The sequence below is a fragment of the uncultured Ruminococcus sp. genome, assembly GCA_902785355.1.
GTDB lineage: Bacteria > Bacillota > Clostridia > Oscillospirales > Acutalibacteraceae > Ruminococcoides.
Window position 1 is genome coordinate 15,844 of record CACZYF010000009.1, and the last position, 13,831, is coordinate 29,674.

13 protein-coding genes are annotated in these 13,831 nt (G+C 56.0%); 7 read left to right on the forward strand and 6 right to left on the reverse strand.

What is annotated here, in order from left to right:
* Positions 1 to 64: 64 nt before the first annotated feature.
* From rpsT to R2I50_RS03175, 3 genes are all read right to left on the reverse strand, one after another.
* Positions 65 to 322, reverse strand: coding sequence for a 30S ribosomal protein S20 (gene rpsT / locus R2I50_RS03165; protein WP_316607658.1), 258 nt, complete (start codon positions 320 to 322; stop codon positions 65 to 67).
* A gap of 207 nt (positions 323 to 529) precedes the next feature.
* The gene (locus R2I50_RS03170) at positions 530 to 784 is read right to left on the reverse strand and encodes a hypothetical protein (RefSeq protein WP_316607659.1); all 255 of its coding nucleotides are present in this window, start codon (positions 782 to 784) and stop codon (positions 530 to 532) included.
* Positions 784 to 1,068 (reverse strand): hypothetical protein, encoded by a 285-nt coding sequence (locus tag R2I50_RS03175; protein ID WP_316607660.1) that lies wholly within the window; start codon positions 1,066 to 1,068, stop codon positions 784 to 786. Before R2I50_RS03175 ends, R2I50_RS03170 begins: the two co-directional genes overlap by 1 nt.
* Before the next feature lie 1,404 nt (positions 1,069 to 2,472).
* On the opposite strand from R2I50_RS03175, the gene hrcA reads away from it, so the two are divergent.
* The 7 genes from hrcA to R2I50_RS03210 all read left to right on the forward strand — a co-directional run bounded on the left by hrcA (position 2,473) and on the right by R2I50_RS03210 (position 9,744).
* A complete protein-coding gene (gene hrcA / locus R2I50_RS03180; protein ID WP_316607661.1) occupies positions 2,473 to 3,492 on the forward strand; it encodes a heat-inducible transcriptional repressor HrcA in 1,020 nt (339 codons plus the stop codon).
* Positions 3,493 to 3,504: 12 nt separating this feature from the next.
* Complete coding sequence (locus tag R2I50_RS03185) at positions 3,505 to 4,065, forward strand: nucleotide exchange factor GrpE (RefSeq protein WP_316607662.1); 561 nt, start codon at positions 3,505 to 3,507, stop codon at positions 4,063 to 4,065.
* Positions 4,066 to 4,191: 126 nt separating this feature from the next.
* Positions 4,192 to 6,042 carry a molecular chaperone DnaK gene (gene dnaK / locus R2I50_RS03190; RefSeq protein ID WP_316607663.1) on the forward strand — a complete coding sequence of 617 codons (1,851 nt, stop codon included), beginning with the start codon at positions 4,192 to 4,194 and terminating at the stop codon, positions 6,040 to 6,042.
* 179 nt (positions 6,043 to 6,221) lie between these two features.
* Complete coding sequence (gene dnaJ, locus R2I50_RS03195; RefSeq protein ID WP_316607664.1) at positions 6,222 to 7,355, forward strand: molecular chaperone DnaJ; 1,134 nt, start codon at positions 6,222 to 6,224, stop codon at positions 7,353 to 7,355.
* A 62-nt stretch (positions 7,356 to 7,417) separates the two neighbouring features.
* Positions 7,418 to 8,344, forward strand: a complete 927-nt coding sequence (gene prmA / locus R2I50_RS03200) for a 50S ribosomal protein L11 methyltransferase (RefSeq protein WP_316607665.1) — start codon at positions 7,418 to 7,420, stop codon at positions 8,342 to 8,344.
* Between the two features lie 39 nt (positions 8,345 to 8,383).
* The gene (locus R2I50_RS03205; protein WP_316607666.1) at positions 8,384 to 8,890 is read left to right on the forward strand and encodes a hypothetical protein; all 507 of its coding nucleotides are present in this window, start codon (positions 8,384 to 8,386) and stop codon (positions 8,888 to 8,890) included.
* A 20-nt stretch (positions 8,891 to 8,910) separates the two neighbouring features.
* Complete coding sequence (locus R2I50_RS03210) at positions 8,911 to 9,744, forward strand: Mrp/NBP35 family ATP-binding protein (protein WP_316607667.1); 834 nt, start codon at positions 8,911 to 8,913, stop codon at positions 9,742 to 9,744.
* Positions 9,745 to 9,808: 64 nt separating this feature from the next.
* Here the strand turns inward: R2I50_RS03210 and R2I50_RS03215 are convergent, their stop codons facing one another.
* From R2I50_RS03215 to uvrC, 3 genes are read right to left on the reverse strand one after another with little or no spacing between them, the layout of a single operon-like run.
* Complete coding sequence (locus tag R2I50_RS03215) at positions 9,809 to 11,200, reverse strand: leucine-rich repeat domain-containing protein (protein WP_316607668.1); 1,392 nt, start codon at positions 11,198 to 11,200, stop codon at positions 9,809 to 9,811.
* Positions 11,201 to 11,240: 40 nt separating this feature from the next.
* Complete coding sequence (locus tag R2I50_RS03220; protein ID WP_316607669.1) at positions 11,241 to 11,936, reverse strand: 5'-methylthioadenosine/adenosylhomocysteine nucleosidase; 696 nt, start codon at positions 11,934 to 11,936, stop codon at positions 11,241 to 11,243.
* 2 nt (positions 11,937 to 11,938) lie between these two features.
* Positions 11,939 to 13,780: an excinuclease ABC subunit UvrC gene (gene uvrC, locus R2I50_RS03225; protein WP_316607670.1), complete on the reverse strand. Its 1,842-nt coding sequence runs from the start codon at positions 13,778 to 13,780 to the stop codon at positions 11,939 to 11,941.
* Positions 13,781 to 13,831 lie beyond the last annotated feature (51 nt).

The following is a 13,831-nucleotide window of genomic DNA, read 5'->3' on the forward strand; positions in this document are numbered from 1 at the left end:
GTTATCTCTTTATGGTTACAGCAAAAAAAGCAGGCGGAAAGCCTGCTTTTGTGGATATGCTTGATCAAGCCTTGTTGAGTCTCTTTGCGAGAGAAGACTTGGCTCTGGCAGCGGTGTTCTTGTGCAGCAGACCCTTAGCGACTGCCTGGTCGATTTTCTTAACAGCAAGACGTACCGCCTCAGCCTTGTCATCAGCGTTTGTATCAACCGCGATGTATGCTTTCTTGATATAGGTCTTGAGAGCAGACTTGAGGGCTTTGTTCTGGGCGGTCTTGGTTGCGATCACCTTAACGCGCTTCTTAGCTGATTTAATATTCGGCATTGTCCCACCTCCTTAAAGATACAGTAAATCACAAATAGAAATCGGTTTAACACGGCACCGATCTCTACAGTACACGTTTCCACGTACAATCAATAATACCATTAATACTCGCAAAATGCAAGTATTTTGTGAAATTTCGGCGGAAATTTTTCTGCCTAGTAGGTCGATTTGACCGAGCCCACTATATCTGGTGGCATTTTCGGCGGTTCAGCGGTTTCTGCGGCTCAGAACCATCCATACAAGGCACGCGATCAGCGCGACGAGCGCCACGCCTCGGTAGATCCAGCCGTAGGTGCCCGCCTTCATGTTGACGTCGCTGATCGTATCGATCAGCTCCCATACGCCGAGGAATACCATGAAGCCCGACAGGATGAAGAGGATCGGTGTGCGGTTGCGGCGGATGGCGGTATAGAGCAGATAGCCCGCGATCAGGAACCATACGACGGTATATAGATAGCCCATCAGCTCTTCTTCTCCCTCTTCTTGCGCTTGCTCTTCGATCGGGTCATGAACAGGATGAAGATGTAGTACAGGACGATCAGGATGGTGCCGATACGGTCGACATAGCCCGGCAGCGGCGAGGTGGGGTAGAGGTCGCTGATGATGTACGAGAAGATCTGCCACGCTCCCTGAAAGATCAGGTAGAACGCCATCGGGCGCAGCAGGGTGATCTTGCGGAAGTAGGGCGTGAGCATGATGATCGCTGCCGCAAAGCATACGACAGCCGTCAGGATAGCAAGGATCATAATTCCATCTCCGTTTCTATTTCAATCAGCGTAATTGTGAAACCCTTGAACATGAGTGTTCGGGTTGTGACAATCTCAACCGATTTATTATATATAGTATAACGGCGACCGCGCAAAATGTCAACTTTACATATCCGACAGATGATGACGGCGCTGTGCGCGGTATCATTTTATCCCGACACTGAGCCCGAAGCGCCCCTCAGTTGACATATCGGTTGACGTTCGGTTGACAGCCCACGCCGTTGTCCGGTTTCGATTCGCCCGGAGGATTTGACCACCCCCGGCGGTTTTGGTCTGGTGGGGCTGAGGTGGATTGAGGGTGGAGAAGATCGGCGCCGCTCCACCATGTATTTTCTCCGATAGAATGTAGGGTTTTGAGGTCGGATGGTGGAGTTGGTGGACTTGTTTCAAAAAGTCATTCTCTCTCTTAACTGCTTCTGACATACAACCTCATTCCCTCTGTCCCGTCAGTCGGGGCTAATGGGGGCTGCCCCCGACAAACCGGACTTGCTCCACCAAGTCCACCTAAGGGAGCGGGAGTCGGGATAGGCAGTGTATTTGCGGGTGGTGGAGCAGTCGAAACCAACTCCACCATAGTCCTATCAAGTCCACCTATGCCCACCCGGCGACAGATCTCAGTCATCATGGTCGGCATGACTATCCCGACACTGAGCCCGAAGCGCCTTTGGTTGACATGTCGGTTGACGTTCGGTTGACAGGGCGGTTACATCAGAAAGCCTGATGTTTAGTAGGTTTCTCTGTGTTTGTAACCATGTAACCCAATAATAGTAAGAAAAATAATAAAATACGTAAAAGGGGACAAACCGTGCTGAAAAAAGTCTTTACCCTCGGTTACAGCAGTCGGTTACATTGGGGTTCCGTGCTGAAAAAAGTCTTTACCCTCGGTTACAGCAGTCGGTTACATTGGGGTTACATCCCGGTTGACATCTTCGCTTGACTGCTATCCCGAAGCGGTGATCGGCTGTGTGTTTGTAAACAGCCAAATCAGAAGTATGGCGTAAAAAGGCGCCCGCGCCATTCTCTGTTGGGATTACATCACAAGGCGGTGATCGCAAAGACCGCTGTTGATATCATACGTTGCAGTATGGCGTAAAAAGGCGCACGCGCCCTTTACAAAAAATTCACAAATAAGATATTGACTTTTCCTGATTTTGGGTTATACTAAGTATTGTAGTTAGCACTCAGACACCGAGAGTGCTAAAAGCAAACAAAGCGATCTGTGATGAAAGGGCTCAACCCTCCGTCAACTTCGCCGGCAGCTCTCCGGTGTATGGATTCTGTAACAAAACAAGTTTTGGACAGAAGCTCACCTTAGGAAAGAGAGTTGTTGAATGACAGATGATTTGAAGCGCTCCGATGACTCGACGCAAAGGAGGCGACAGTATGGGGCTCGCTTTACGAAAAGAGAAGATACTGTCCGCTGTTGTTGAGAGCTATATCGAGAGCGGCGAGCCGATCGGCTCAAAGGCGCTGATGGCGGGTACCGACCTGGGCGTATCGTCCGCGACCATTCGCAACGAGCTGAAAGCGCTGGACGACGAGGGCTATTTGTACCAGCCTCATACCTCGGCGGGACGTATCCCGACCAAGATGGGCTATCGTTACTACATCGACAACCTGATGAAGCCTACGATCCTTCCGGAACGTGTGCGCGAGAATATCGAGCGCGGGATACGCACCGGCAGCGAATCCCCCGAGGGCTTTCTGAGCAGGGCGGTCGGCGTGCTGGCTCAGCTGACGGGTTCCGCTTCGGCGGCGACGACCCCGTCCTCGGATGAAGCAAGGGTACACCGTATCCGCTTCGTCTCCACCGGGCGACATACTTCGATGGCGGTGCTGGTCACCTCCAACGGCATGGTGAAGTCGCGGCTGTTCCGATGTGAATTCGTCCTTACGCCCCAGCTGTTGAGCATGTTTGACAAGGCGGTGAATGAGGCGTTCGCGGGCGTGAAGCTCAGGGATATCACCAAGGGCTTCTTACAGTCGGCGGCGTCCGGCATGGGCGAGCTGACGCTCTTCATCCCCGACGTGCTGGTCGCGATCTATGACGCCGTGCAGAGTGCGCTGGAGATCAGCGTGACCGTCGCGGGTCAGACCAATCTGCTGTTTTCCGACGCTTACGACTTCGATTCGGCGAGACGGGCGATCCGCTTTTTGTCCGACACCAAGGCGATCTCGGGACTTCTGAACAACAGCCGCAGTCATCGCATCTATCTGGGAGAAGAGAGCAGGATCCCCGAACTCAGTGACAGCGCGGTGATCACCGCCCGTTACGAGATCGCGGGAGAGAACGCGGGCGCCGTCGCGGTGATCGCGCCGCTGAGGATCAACTACCGTATCATATCGAGCGAGGTCATCTACGCCGCGGGCTGCGTTTCCCGCGCGATAGGCGACTTACTCTAAGGAGTGACATATATGAGTAAAGAGAAGAAAGAGAAAAAGACCAAGGCGCAGCAGCCCGAGACCGTCGAGACCGAAGAGGTCAAGGAAACTGAGCAGAAGGTTAAGGAAGAGGCTAAGGAGCCCTCTCCCGAAGAGAAGCTTCAGGAGGAGCTCAAGGCAGAGAAGGATAAGTACCTTCGCCTGTGCGCCGAATACGACAACTACCGCAAGCGCACTTCGGCTGAGAAGCTCCAGATCTATGACGACGCGACCGCGAGAGCGGTCAAGGAGCTGCTGCCGCTTGCCGACAGCATGACCCAGGCGCTGACGCAGTTCGAGGGCAAGGAGGTACCCGAGGAATTCAGGAAGGGTATCGAGCTGATCGCCCAGCAGCTTGCTAAGTGCTTTGAGAAGCTCAAGATCGAGCCGTTCGGCGAGGTGGGCGACGCCTTCGATCCCGAGCTGCATAACGCGGTCTCGATGGCTGAGGACGAGAGCCTGCCGGCGAATTCGATCTCCGCTGTTTACCAGAAGGGCTATAAGCTCGGCGACAAGATCATCCGTCACGCGATGGTCGTCGTAGCGAACGCGTGATAAAAGCGCAGTCAATAATTGCGGGAGGGCAAAGCCCTCACCCATTCATATAAAGTATCAACAATAAACCAATAACGAATCACTGACCGTTGATTATCGGTCACGAACTTAAACGGAGGTATTATTATGGCAAAGACAATCGGTATCGACTTAGGTACAACCAATTCTTGTGTAGCAGTTATCGAGGGCGGCGAGCCCGTCGTCATCGCGAACGCCGAGGGCGCGCGCACCACGCCTTCCGTGGTAGCGTTCTCCAAGACCGGCGAGCGACTGGTAGGTCAGGTCGCGAAGCGTCAGGCGATCACCAACCCCGACCGCACCGTTTCCTCTATCAAGAGAGAGATGGGCTCCGACTATAAGGTCAACATCGACGGCAAGGGCTATACACCGCAGGAGATCTCCGCGATGGTTCTCCAGAAGCTGAAGGCTGACGCCGAGGCGTATCTGGGTGAGACCGTCAACTCCGCCGTCATCACCGTTCCCGCGTACTTCACCGACGCGCAGCGTCAGGCGACCAAGGACGCCGGCAAAATCGCGGGCTTAGACGTAAAGCGTATCATCAACGAGCCTACCGCCGCGGCGCTGTCCTACGGCATCGATAAGGAAAACGACCAGAAGGTCATGGTCTACGACCTCGGCGGCGGTACCTTCGATGTTTCCATCATCGAGATCGGCGACGGCGTTCAGGAGGTTCTGGCGACTGCCGGTAACAACCGTTTGGGCGGCGACGACTTCGACCAGCGTATCATCGACTGGATGGTACAGTCCTTCAAGACCGAGACCGGCGTAGACCTCAAGAACGATAAGATGGCGATGCAGCGCCTGAAGGAGGCTGCCGAGAAGTCGAAGATCGAGCTCTCCGGTGTGACCACCTCCAACATCAACCTGCCCTTCATCACCGCTGACGCGACCGGCCCCAAGCACCTCGACCTCACCCTGACCCGCGCGAAGTTCAACGAGCTGACCGCTGATCTGGTCGAAAAGACCATGGGTCCCGTCAAGACCGCTCTGTCCGATTCCGGTCTGTCCATCAACGAGATCGACAAGGTCCTGATGGTCGGCGGCTCCTCCCGTATCCCTGCTGTTCAGGACGCTGTCAAGGCGCTGATCGGCAAGGAACCCTTCAAGGGTATCAACCCCGACGAGTGCGTCGCGATCGGTGCGGCGATCCAGGCGGGTGTTCTCGGCGGCGAGGTAGACGGCCTGCTGCTGCTCGACGTCACACCGCTTTCTCTGGGCGTTGAGACCATGGGCGGCGTTATGACCAAGATCATCGACCGCAACACCACCATCCCCACCAAGAAGAGCCAGATCTTCTCTACCGCGGCTGATAACCAGACGCAGGTCGAGATCAATATCCTGCAGGGTGAGCGTGAGTTCGCCCGCGACAATAAGCAGCTGGGTCTGTTCGCGCTGACCGGTATCGCTCCGGCTCCCCGCGGCATCCCGCAGATCGAGGTCACCTTCGATATCGACGCGAACGGTATCGTAAACGTATCCGCGAAGGATCTCGGCACCGGTGCTCAGCAGCAGATCACCATCTCCAACACCTCCAACATGTCAAAGGACGACATCGACAAGGCTGTCAAGGAAGCCGAGCAGTATGCCGCTGAGGATAAGAAGCGCCGTGAAGAGGTCGACGCGAAGAACGAGGCGGAGCAGGTCGCTTATCAGGCTGAGAAGCTGATCAACGATAACGGCGATAAGATCGACGCCGCTGATAAGGACGCGCTGAACACGAAGATCGCCGCTGTCAAGGACGCGATCTCAAAGAACGACGCCGCTCAGATCAAGACTGCAAAGGATGACCTGATGAAGACCTTGCAGGACGTCGGCGGTAAGATGTACCAGCAGGCAGCCGCGGCTCAACAGGCAGCGGGCGCTCAGCCCGGCGCCGACCCGACCCAGGGCGCCGCTCCGAATAACGGCGGCAGCGACGGCAACGTCTACGATGCCGATTATAAGGATGTAGACTGAGTATAGAGAACGGATAACAGAGGACAGATAACAGTGAAGGGCGGACGCTGTCCGCACCCGATTGTATCGATGCTCTTGATTTGACGTTGATTGTTTTATAAGCTTACGGGCGGGTACGGCTCAGACTTTACCCGCCCGCATAATGCATTTTTCAGATTCATTTGAAACGTGGTGACACCATGGCAGATAAGAGAGATTATTACGAAGTCTTAGGCGTGAACAAGGGCGCTTCGGACGATGAGATAAAGAAGGCTTACCGTCAGGCGGCGAAGAAGTACCATCCCGACCTGCATCCCGGCGATAAGGAAGCCGAGGAGAAGTTCAAGGAGGTCAATGAGGCTTACGAGGTGCTCTCCGACAGTGAGAAAAAGGCGCGCTATGACCAGTTCGGTCACGCGGGCGTCGATCCCAACTACGGCGCAGGCGGCGCGGGCTCGCCCTTCGGTCAGGATATCGACTTCGGCGATATTTTTTCGAGCTTTTTCGGCGGCTTCGGCGGCAGACGTTCGGCAAATCCGAATGCACCCCGCCGCGGTTCCGATATCGAGACACAGCTGTATATCAGCTTTGAGGAAGCGGCAAAGGGCTGTAAGAAGACTGTACAATACCAGGCGGTATCCACCTGTAAGGACTGTAACGGCACCGGCGCCGAGAAGGGCACCACCCCCAAGACCTGTACCGCGTGCGGCGGCAGAGGTCAGGTGACCATCAACCAGCGTACTCCCTTCGGCGTTGTACAGACCTCCCGTCCCTGCGACGCGTGTAAGGGCAGAGGCAAGATCGTTGAGAAGCCGTGCCATACCTGTAACGGCAGAGGTCAGGTGCGCCGCAAGAAGACCGTCGAGGTCAATGTTCCCGCCGGTATCAACGACGAGCAGGTGCTCAATGTCTCCGGCCACGGCAACTCGGGACTGAACGGCGGCCCCGCGGGCGATCTGCATGTCTTTATCGGCATCCGTCCCCATCCGATCTTCGAGCGCAGAGGCGACGACGTATGGTGCGATCTGCCCATCACCTTTACCCAGGCGGCTCTCGGCTCGACCGTGACCGTCCCCACGCTCGACGGCAAGGTCAGCTACGATATCCATGAGGGTACCCAGCCCGGTGACGTCTTCCGCCTCAAGGGCAAGGGCATCCAGCACCTGGGCGGCAGAGGCCGCGGCGACCAGTATGTCAAGGTCGTTATCGAGGTGCCGAAGAACCTCAGCTCGAAGCAGAAGCAGCTGATCAAGGACTTTGAAGCCGCCACGAATGATAAGAATTACCAGAAGCGCAAGGGCTTCATGGATAAACTGAAAGATTTATTTGGATAAACCATTGACCGAACAGCCGGATGGGGCGACTCATTCGGCTTTCACACGTTGAGGAGAAAAGTATGGACTGGACTGAGATCTCGGTGGACGTCAGCGCGTCGCGTATCGACGAGGCGGCGGCGATCGCCAACATGACCGTGCCCTACGGCATCTATATCGAGGATTACTCCGCGCTGGAGCAGGAGGTCGAGGAGATCGCGCATATCGATCTGATCGACGAGGATCTTTTGAAGATGGACCGTACCCGCGCGAAGATCCACATCTACATCGACCCCGAGGACAGCATCGACGAGGCGGTGTCGTTTCTGAACGAACGCCTCTCCGCCGCGGGGATCGATTACACGATCGACCGGAGCCTCGTCAAGGAGGACGACTGGCGCAATAACTGGAAGCAGTACTTCAAGCCCACCCCGGTAGGCGAGAAGCTGCTGATCAACCCCTCGTGGTGTACGGACACCGACCCAAAGGGCAGAGCGGTGCTGAATATCGACCCCGGTCTCGCCTTCGGTACCGGCAAGCATGAGACCACCCGCCTGTGTATGGAGGCGCTGGAGCGCTGTATCAAGGGCGGCGAGCGGGTGCTCGACGTCGGCTGCGGCAGCGGTATCCTCGGTATCGCGGCGGTACTCCTAGGCGCGGGTGAAGCGCTCGGCGTGGATATCGACGAGCTCGCGGTGCGTACCGCGAACGAGAACGCCGTCGTGAACCGGGTGGAGGATAAATTCACCGCCATCGCGGGCGATCTGGTCGATAAAGTTGAAGGAAAATTCGATATTGTGGTTGCAAATATCGTTGCAGATGCTATAATATCATTGTCAACTCAGGTCAGCCGCTTCATGAAGGACGACGCGGTCTATATCGTCAGCGGCATCATCGACGTACGCGCCGATGAAGTCAGAGAAGCCGTCCGAAAGGACTTTGAGATCACCGGCGAATATACCCTCGGCGGCTGGTACTGCTTCTCCCTTCGCAAAAAGCAGGCAGACTGACAACCTTATTGACATCATAATTGAATAACGGAGGTTATTATGAACAAGAATAACAGAAACAAACTCAACATCATTTTCTCATCCTTTTTAGTTATCGGCTACATCGTCTGCACCTACTTCTTCTCTTCGCTGGCGTCTCAGGTATCCGGCGTTGTCGGTACGCTGATCTATGCGCTGATCACCGTTGTCTTCGGTCTGCTGCTGTTCTACGCGACCCGCGTAGGCGAGGGCAAGCAGGTCAGGCGCTTCTCTCTGGCAGTCCTTCTGATGGTAGATATCCCCTCCTGCCTGATCATCCTGGCGGGTCTGATCAAGGGCTTCCCCCTGCACGACGCGCTTGCTCCCGCAGGCTCCGCTCCGTCCCTCGTGATGCTGCTCGCCTGTGTAGCGCTCGGCTACGGCATCCCCTACACCTTCTTCTCCGGCTATGAAATCGCCGAGGAGGTCGAGGAGACTGAGGATACCGAGGAAGAGTACGTCTATGTCGAGGGCGGTATCGCCGAAGAGCTTGCCGACAGCGACAAGGATGATAACTTCGATAAATAATTGTAGAAAGGTTCCCTGTAATGAGCGAATGTACCCATGATTGTTCCACCTGCGGACAGAGCTGTGCGTCCCGCACCGCGCCGCAGGATCTGCACGAAAAGCTGAATGACCTGAGCTCTGTCAAGAAGGTCATCGCCGTCGTCTCCGGCAAGGGCGGCGTAGGCAAGAGCCTCGTCACCTCCGCAATGGCGGTCGAGCTCAACCGCCGCGGCCACAAGACCGCGATCCTCGACGCCGATATCACCGGCCCGTCGATTCCCAAGGCGTTCGGCATCACCGCCCGCGCCAAGGGCTCGGAGTTCGGCATCATCCCCGAGACCACCAAGACCGGCATCGACATCATGTCGATCAACCTGCTGCTCGAGCACACTACCGATCCCGTCGTCTGGCGCGGTCCCGTGATCTCCGGCACCGTCAAGCAGTTCTGGACGGACGTGATCTGGAAGGACGTCGACTACATGTTTGTCGATATGCCTCCGGGCACCGGCGACGTGCCGCTGACCGTGTTCCAGAGCCTGCCGCTGGACGGTATCATCGTCGTCACCTCGCCTCAGGAGTTGGTCTCCATGATCGTCGGCAAGGCGGTCAAGATGGCGGAGCTGATGAACGTCCCGATCCTCGGTCTGGTAGAGAACATGAGCTATTTCAAGTGTCCCGACTGCGGCAAGGAGCATAAGATCTTCGGCGACAGCCATATCGACGAGATCGCCGCTCAGTACGGCACCCGTGTACTCGCGAAGGTTCCGATGGACGCCGACCTCGCGAAGTCGGTCGATACCGGCACGGTCGAGCTCTTCGTCGGCGATTATTTCGAGAACGCGACCAACACCATCGAGGACGAGCTGAAGGTCTGAGATAAGTAATACGCAAAAGGAAACGCACCCTTCAACGGGTGCGTTTTTTGCTGTCTTACAGGTATTATTTCACGATGACGGACGCTTCAAAGTCGCCTGTCTGTTTTAACGCCGTCTGCATCTTCTGCGAGCCGGTCTTATCCTCTATGATCCCCATACCGGTCGGGTATTGGATATAGGTCGAATAGTAATCGTCTCCGCCGAGATAATGCGCGAACGGAAGCACCATGTAGCTGTCCTCGGGCATGACGCTCAGGATCTCACATAAATAACCGTCCGAACCGGTCTCCGGATGGTCATGATTGTAGGCTTCAAAGAAGAAAAAGCCGTTTTCGGATCTCTCATAGACCCAGTTTTTGGGAACATCCGCGGTAAATCGTCCGAAGTCAACGGTCATATACGGCGCATCGGGATCGGTACCGCCTACGGATATCCTACGGCTTGCGATACCGTCAACGGTTGGCATATCGGCAAGAAAACATTGTAATAAGGTTGCGTCACAGACCGTGATATCGTCGTCGTGATCGATGTCGGCAGCCTCTTCGATGCCGTTTTCCGATGGGATCATGGCGGCAAGTCGCTGAATAATCACAGCGTCACAGATATCGACCTCGCCGTTACCGTCCGCGTCGCCGAGCAGGTATTGTTCGGACAGCTTGACGAAGGGTATCTCATAGATGAGCGCATAATCGTGTACATTCTCCGACTTGGAGAAAAGAGTCAGGGACGGACACTCCTCAAAGGCGCCGTAGCGGATATCGACAACGGAGAGCGGAAGGGTCAGGCTTCTCAGCGACGAGCAGAAACCGAACGCCTGAGAGCCGAGCTTCTCGACCCCGCTGCCCATTTGAACGTCTGTCAATACGCCGCACCCCCGGAAAGCCCAATCGCCGATCGTCCTGACCGAATCGGGGATATAGACGGTACGGGGACCCGAATATCGCGAAACATAGAAGATACCGCCCGCGATACCGAGCGTACCGTCCGAAAAGCGGATCTCTTCATCGTTGAGATCTCCCTTGTAGCGGTAAGCCACCTTGCCGATGTAGACGAAGGAGTCGTCCTCACGCAGGTTCTGCAGATTCGTTTCATAAAAAGCCGACTGACCGATCTCGGTGACCGAATCGGGTACGGTGATGTTCGTCAGATTACTGCAGCCCCAAAAAGCCCCTTCTCCGATCGTTGTAACGGTATCCGGGAGGGTCACGCTTTTGACATGTGTGCAATTCTCGAAGGCGCGTTTGCCGATAGCGGTGACCGGGCAGACGCCGGAGTCGGTGTTGAGCTGTGACGGTACAGTTACATTTGTATATGAACCATGGTACGAGGTGATCCGGATCGTGTTATCGTAATTTACGACATAATCGAACATGTTGTTGCTGTAGGCGTTGACAGGAATGATCATCAGAGCACTCATCAACACCGCCGCGATCAGCATACACAGCACTTTTTTCATAAGGACACTCCCTGCTGAAAAGGTAAGATGTTGAGAGAAATCAGTAAGTTGTGATGAACTCGGCGATTGCCTTGATCGAGCGCTTGGCGGCGAGCTCGCGGAACTGCATGAAGTCCATGTAATCGTTGTTGTTGAAGTCGTCCGAGATACTGCGCAGGATGGCGAAGGGGACGCCGTTGCGGAAGCATACGGTGCCTACCGCCGCGCCCTCCATCTCGCACGCGAGAGCGTTGAAGGTATCGGCGACCGTCTGTCGGCGATCATGCGCCGAGATGAAGATATCGCCCGAGGCGATACGTCCGCGGAATACATGGATGTCGGGTAGGGTCAGACAGGCTTCATACAGGCTGTCGGCGGTTCTCTTGTCGGCGGGGAAGTAGATGCGTTTTTCATCATTGAACTGTACCTCGCCGGGCAGATCGCCCATCTCGGTGCCGTCCATGTCGTGCTGGACGCAGTCGTCGCTGACGACGATATCGCCGATGCGGATATCTCCCGACAGCGAGCCGGCGATGCCGCTGTTGATGATGACGTCGGGGTGGTAGAGATCGATCATCAGCTGGGTGCTCATGGCGGCGTTGACCTTGCCGATGCCGCACTCACAGCACACGACCTTTTTTCCGCCGATCTCACCCTGATGGTAGGTGATCTTCGCGACGGTCTGTTCACTCTTGTTCTCCATCATGCCGACAATGCCCTCGACCTCGATTGACAGGGCGCAGATAAATCCAAGCATAGTTAATCTCCTTCTTCTTCATGAAAGTATTGATACACGCTCACGGCGGCGGGATGGGTCATCCCGGGAGCCTGTTCGAGCTCCTCGACCGTGGCGGAGGATATCTTTCTGATCGTGCGGAAGAAGCGCATCAGCTCCTTCGCGCGTTTTTTTCCGATCCCGGGGATCTCCTCCAGCGTCGAGCCTAAGACGCGCTTGCGCTGCTGGCGGTTGAAGCCGATCGCGTAGCGGTGAACCTCGTCCTGGATGTTGGTGACAAAGGTGAATACCGCGCGGTTGGGACGGATGGCGATCTCGCCCGAATCGCTGACGATGGCGCGGGTTCGGTGGTGGTCGTCCTTGACCATGCCGAATACGGGGATGTCGAGTCCGGTGCTCGCCACAACGGGCAGTACCGCACCGACCTGTCCCTTGCCTCCGTCGAGCAGAATCAGATCGGGGAGCCTGCCGAAGCCGGTGTCGATCCCTTCCTCCTGCGCCTTCTTGTACTCATTCAGGCGGCGGGTCAGTACCTCCGCCATCGAGCCGTAGTCGTCCTGACCGCTGAACGATTTGATCTTGAACTTTCGGTAGGCGCTTTTGAGCGGTCTCGCATTCTCGAATACGACCATGCCCGCGACATTGTCGGCTCCCGCGAGGTTACTGATATCATAGCTCTCGATGTATTCGGGGAGCTTATCAAGTCCGAGCAGGTTCTTCAGCTCGTCGAGCACGCTGAGCTGTCTGCCCGTTACGCCGCGCTGCTGACCGAGCGCTTCAAAGGCGTTTTTACGGCACATATCGATCAGATTCTTCTGTACTCCTCTTTGGGGAACGGTCAGATAAACGCGCTTGCCTTTTTTGTCGCTGAGCCAGTGCTCGGTGTTCTCGGGGTCGTCGATCTCGCCGTCCAGCGCGATGTGAGAGGGGATCTCACCGCGCAGGGTGTAGTAACGCAGGGTGAACTGGGAGCGGAAGTCGACTTCGTCGTCTACATCGTCGATGATGAAGTTTTCAGTGTCGTACAGCCGCGATTCGTTGAAGCGCAGCACCGTGGCGCTGCCCTTGTTCCCCTCGATAGCGACGGCGATGACGTCCAGCTCGTCGAGGCGGATATCGACGACCTTCTGTTTGTCGCGGAGCTTCTTCATCGAGGCGATCTGGTCGCGGTATCGCGCCGCTCGCTCAAAGTCCAGCGCTTCCGCTGCGGCGGTCATGCGATCCTGCAGCTCCTTCATCATACGGGAGCTGTCGCCGGAGAGAAACTCCAGCGCCGCGTCGACCCGCTCGTTGTAGTCCCTGAGCTTGACCCTGCCCGTGCAGGGAGCACAGCACTGCTTGATGTGGAAGTTCAGACACGGTCTGCCGCGTCCGAAATCCTCGGGAAAGCGGCGGTTGCAGGTCGGGAGTCCGAAGATCTTGTTCGCCTCCTCGACGGAGGACTTGACGTAATAGCTCGACTTGTAGGGCCCGATGTAGCGCGCGCCGTCGTCCGCCTTCTGCAAGACGTAACTCAGCCGCCGCCACTCTTCGTCGGTCACGCGGATGTAGCTGTAGCCCTTGTCATCCTTTAGGAGGATGTTGTATTTCGGCGTGTGCTGTTTGATCAGCGAACATTCGAGGATCAGACACTCGAACTCGCTGTCGGTGATGATATACTCGAAGTCGTCGACGTTGTCGACCATGCGGCGTACCTTTTCGGTGTGGTTGTTCTGAGAGCCGAAGTACTGGCTGACGCGGTTCTTGAGCTTCTTCGCTTTGCCGATGTAGATGATGTCGCCGCGGCTGTTCTTCATGATATAAACGCCCGGCTGCAGCGGCAGCGCCATCGCCTTCGCGCGGAGCTCCTTCATCTTCGGATTCATCGCGTCACCCCCTTGGTCAGATTCTATGGCATATCATACACTATTTTCAGC

Coding starts and splice junctions, on each gene's coding strand:
- R2I50_RS03175 (WP_316607660.1), bottom strand. CDS start 1,068: ATGATCCTTGCTATCCTGACGGCTGTCGTATGCTTTGCGGCAGCGATC.
- rpsT (WP_316607658.1), bottom strand. CDS start 322: ATGCCGAATATTAAATCAGCTAAGAAGCGCGTTAAGGTGATCGCAACC.
- uvrC (WP_316607670.1), bottom strand. CDS start 13,780: ATGAATCCGAAGATGAAGGAGCTCCGCGCGAAGGCGATGGCGCTGCCG.
- R2I50_RS03170 (WP_316607659.1), bottom strand. CDS start 784: ATGGGCTATCTATATACCGTCGTATGGTTCCTGATCGCGGGCTATCTG.
- R2I50_RS03210 (WP_316607667.1), top strand. CDS start 8,911: ATGAGCGAATGTACCCATGATTGTTCCACCTGCGGACAGAGCTGTGCG.
- hrcA (WP_316607661.1), top strand. CDS start 2,473: ATGGGGCTCGCTTTACGAAAAGAGAAGATACTGTCCGCTGTTGTTGAG.
- R2I50_RS03205 (WP_316607666.1), top strand. CDS start 8,384: ATGAACAAGAATAACAGAAACAAACTCAACATCATTTTCTCATCCTTT.
- R2I50_RS03220 (WP_316607669.1), bottom strand. CDS start 11,936: ATGCTTGGATTTATCTGCGCCCTGTCAATCGAGGTCGAGGGCATTGTC.
- dnaK (WP_316607663.1), top strand. CDS start 4,192: ATGGCAAAGACAATCGGTATCGACTTAGGTACAACCAATTCTTGTGTA.
- dnaJ (WP_316607664.1), top strand. CDS start 6,222: ATGGCAGATAAGAGAGATTATTACGAAGTCTTAGGCGTGAACAAGGGC.
- prmA (WP_316607665.1), top strand. CDS start 7,418: ATGGACTGGACTGAGATCTCGGTGGACGTCAGCGCGTCGCGTATCGAC.
- R2I50_RS03215 (WP_316607668.1), bottom strand. CDS start 11,200: ATGAAAAAAGTGCTGTGTATGCTGATCGCGGCGGTGTTGATGAGTGCT.
- R2I50_RS03185 (WP_316607662.1), top strand. CDS start 3,505: ATGAGTAAAGAGAAGAAAGAGAAAAAGACCAAGGCGCAGCAGCCCGAG.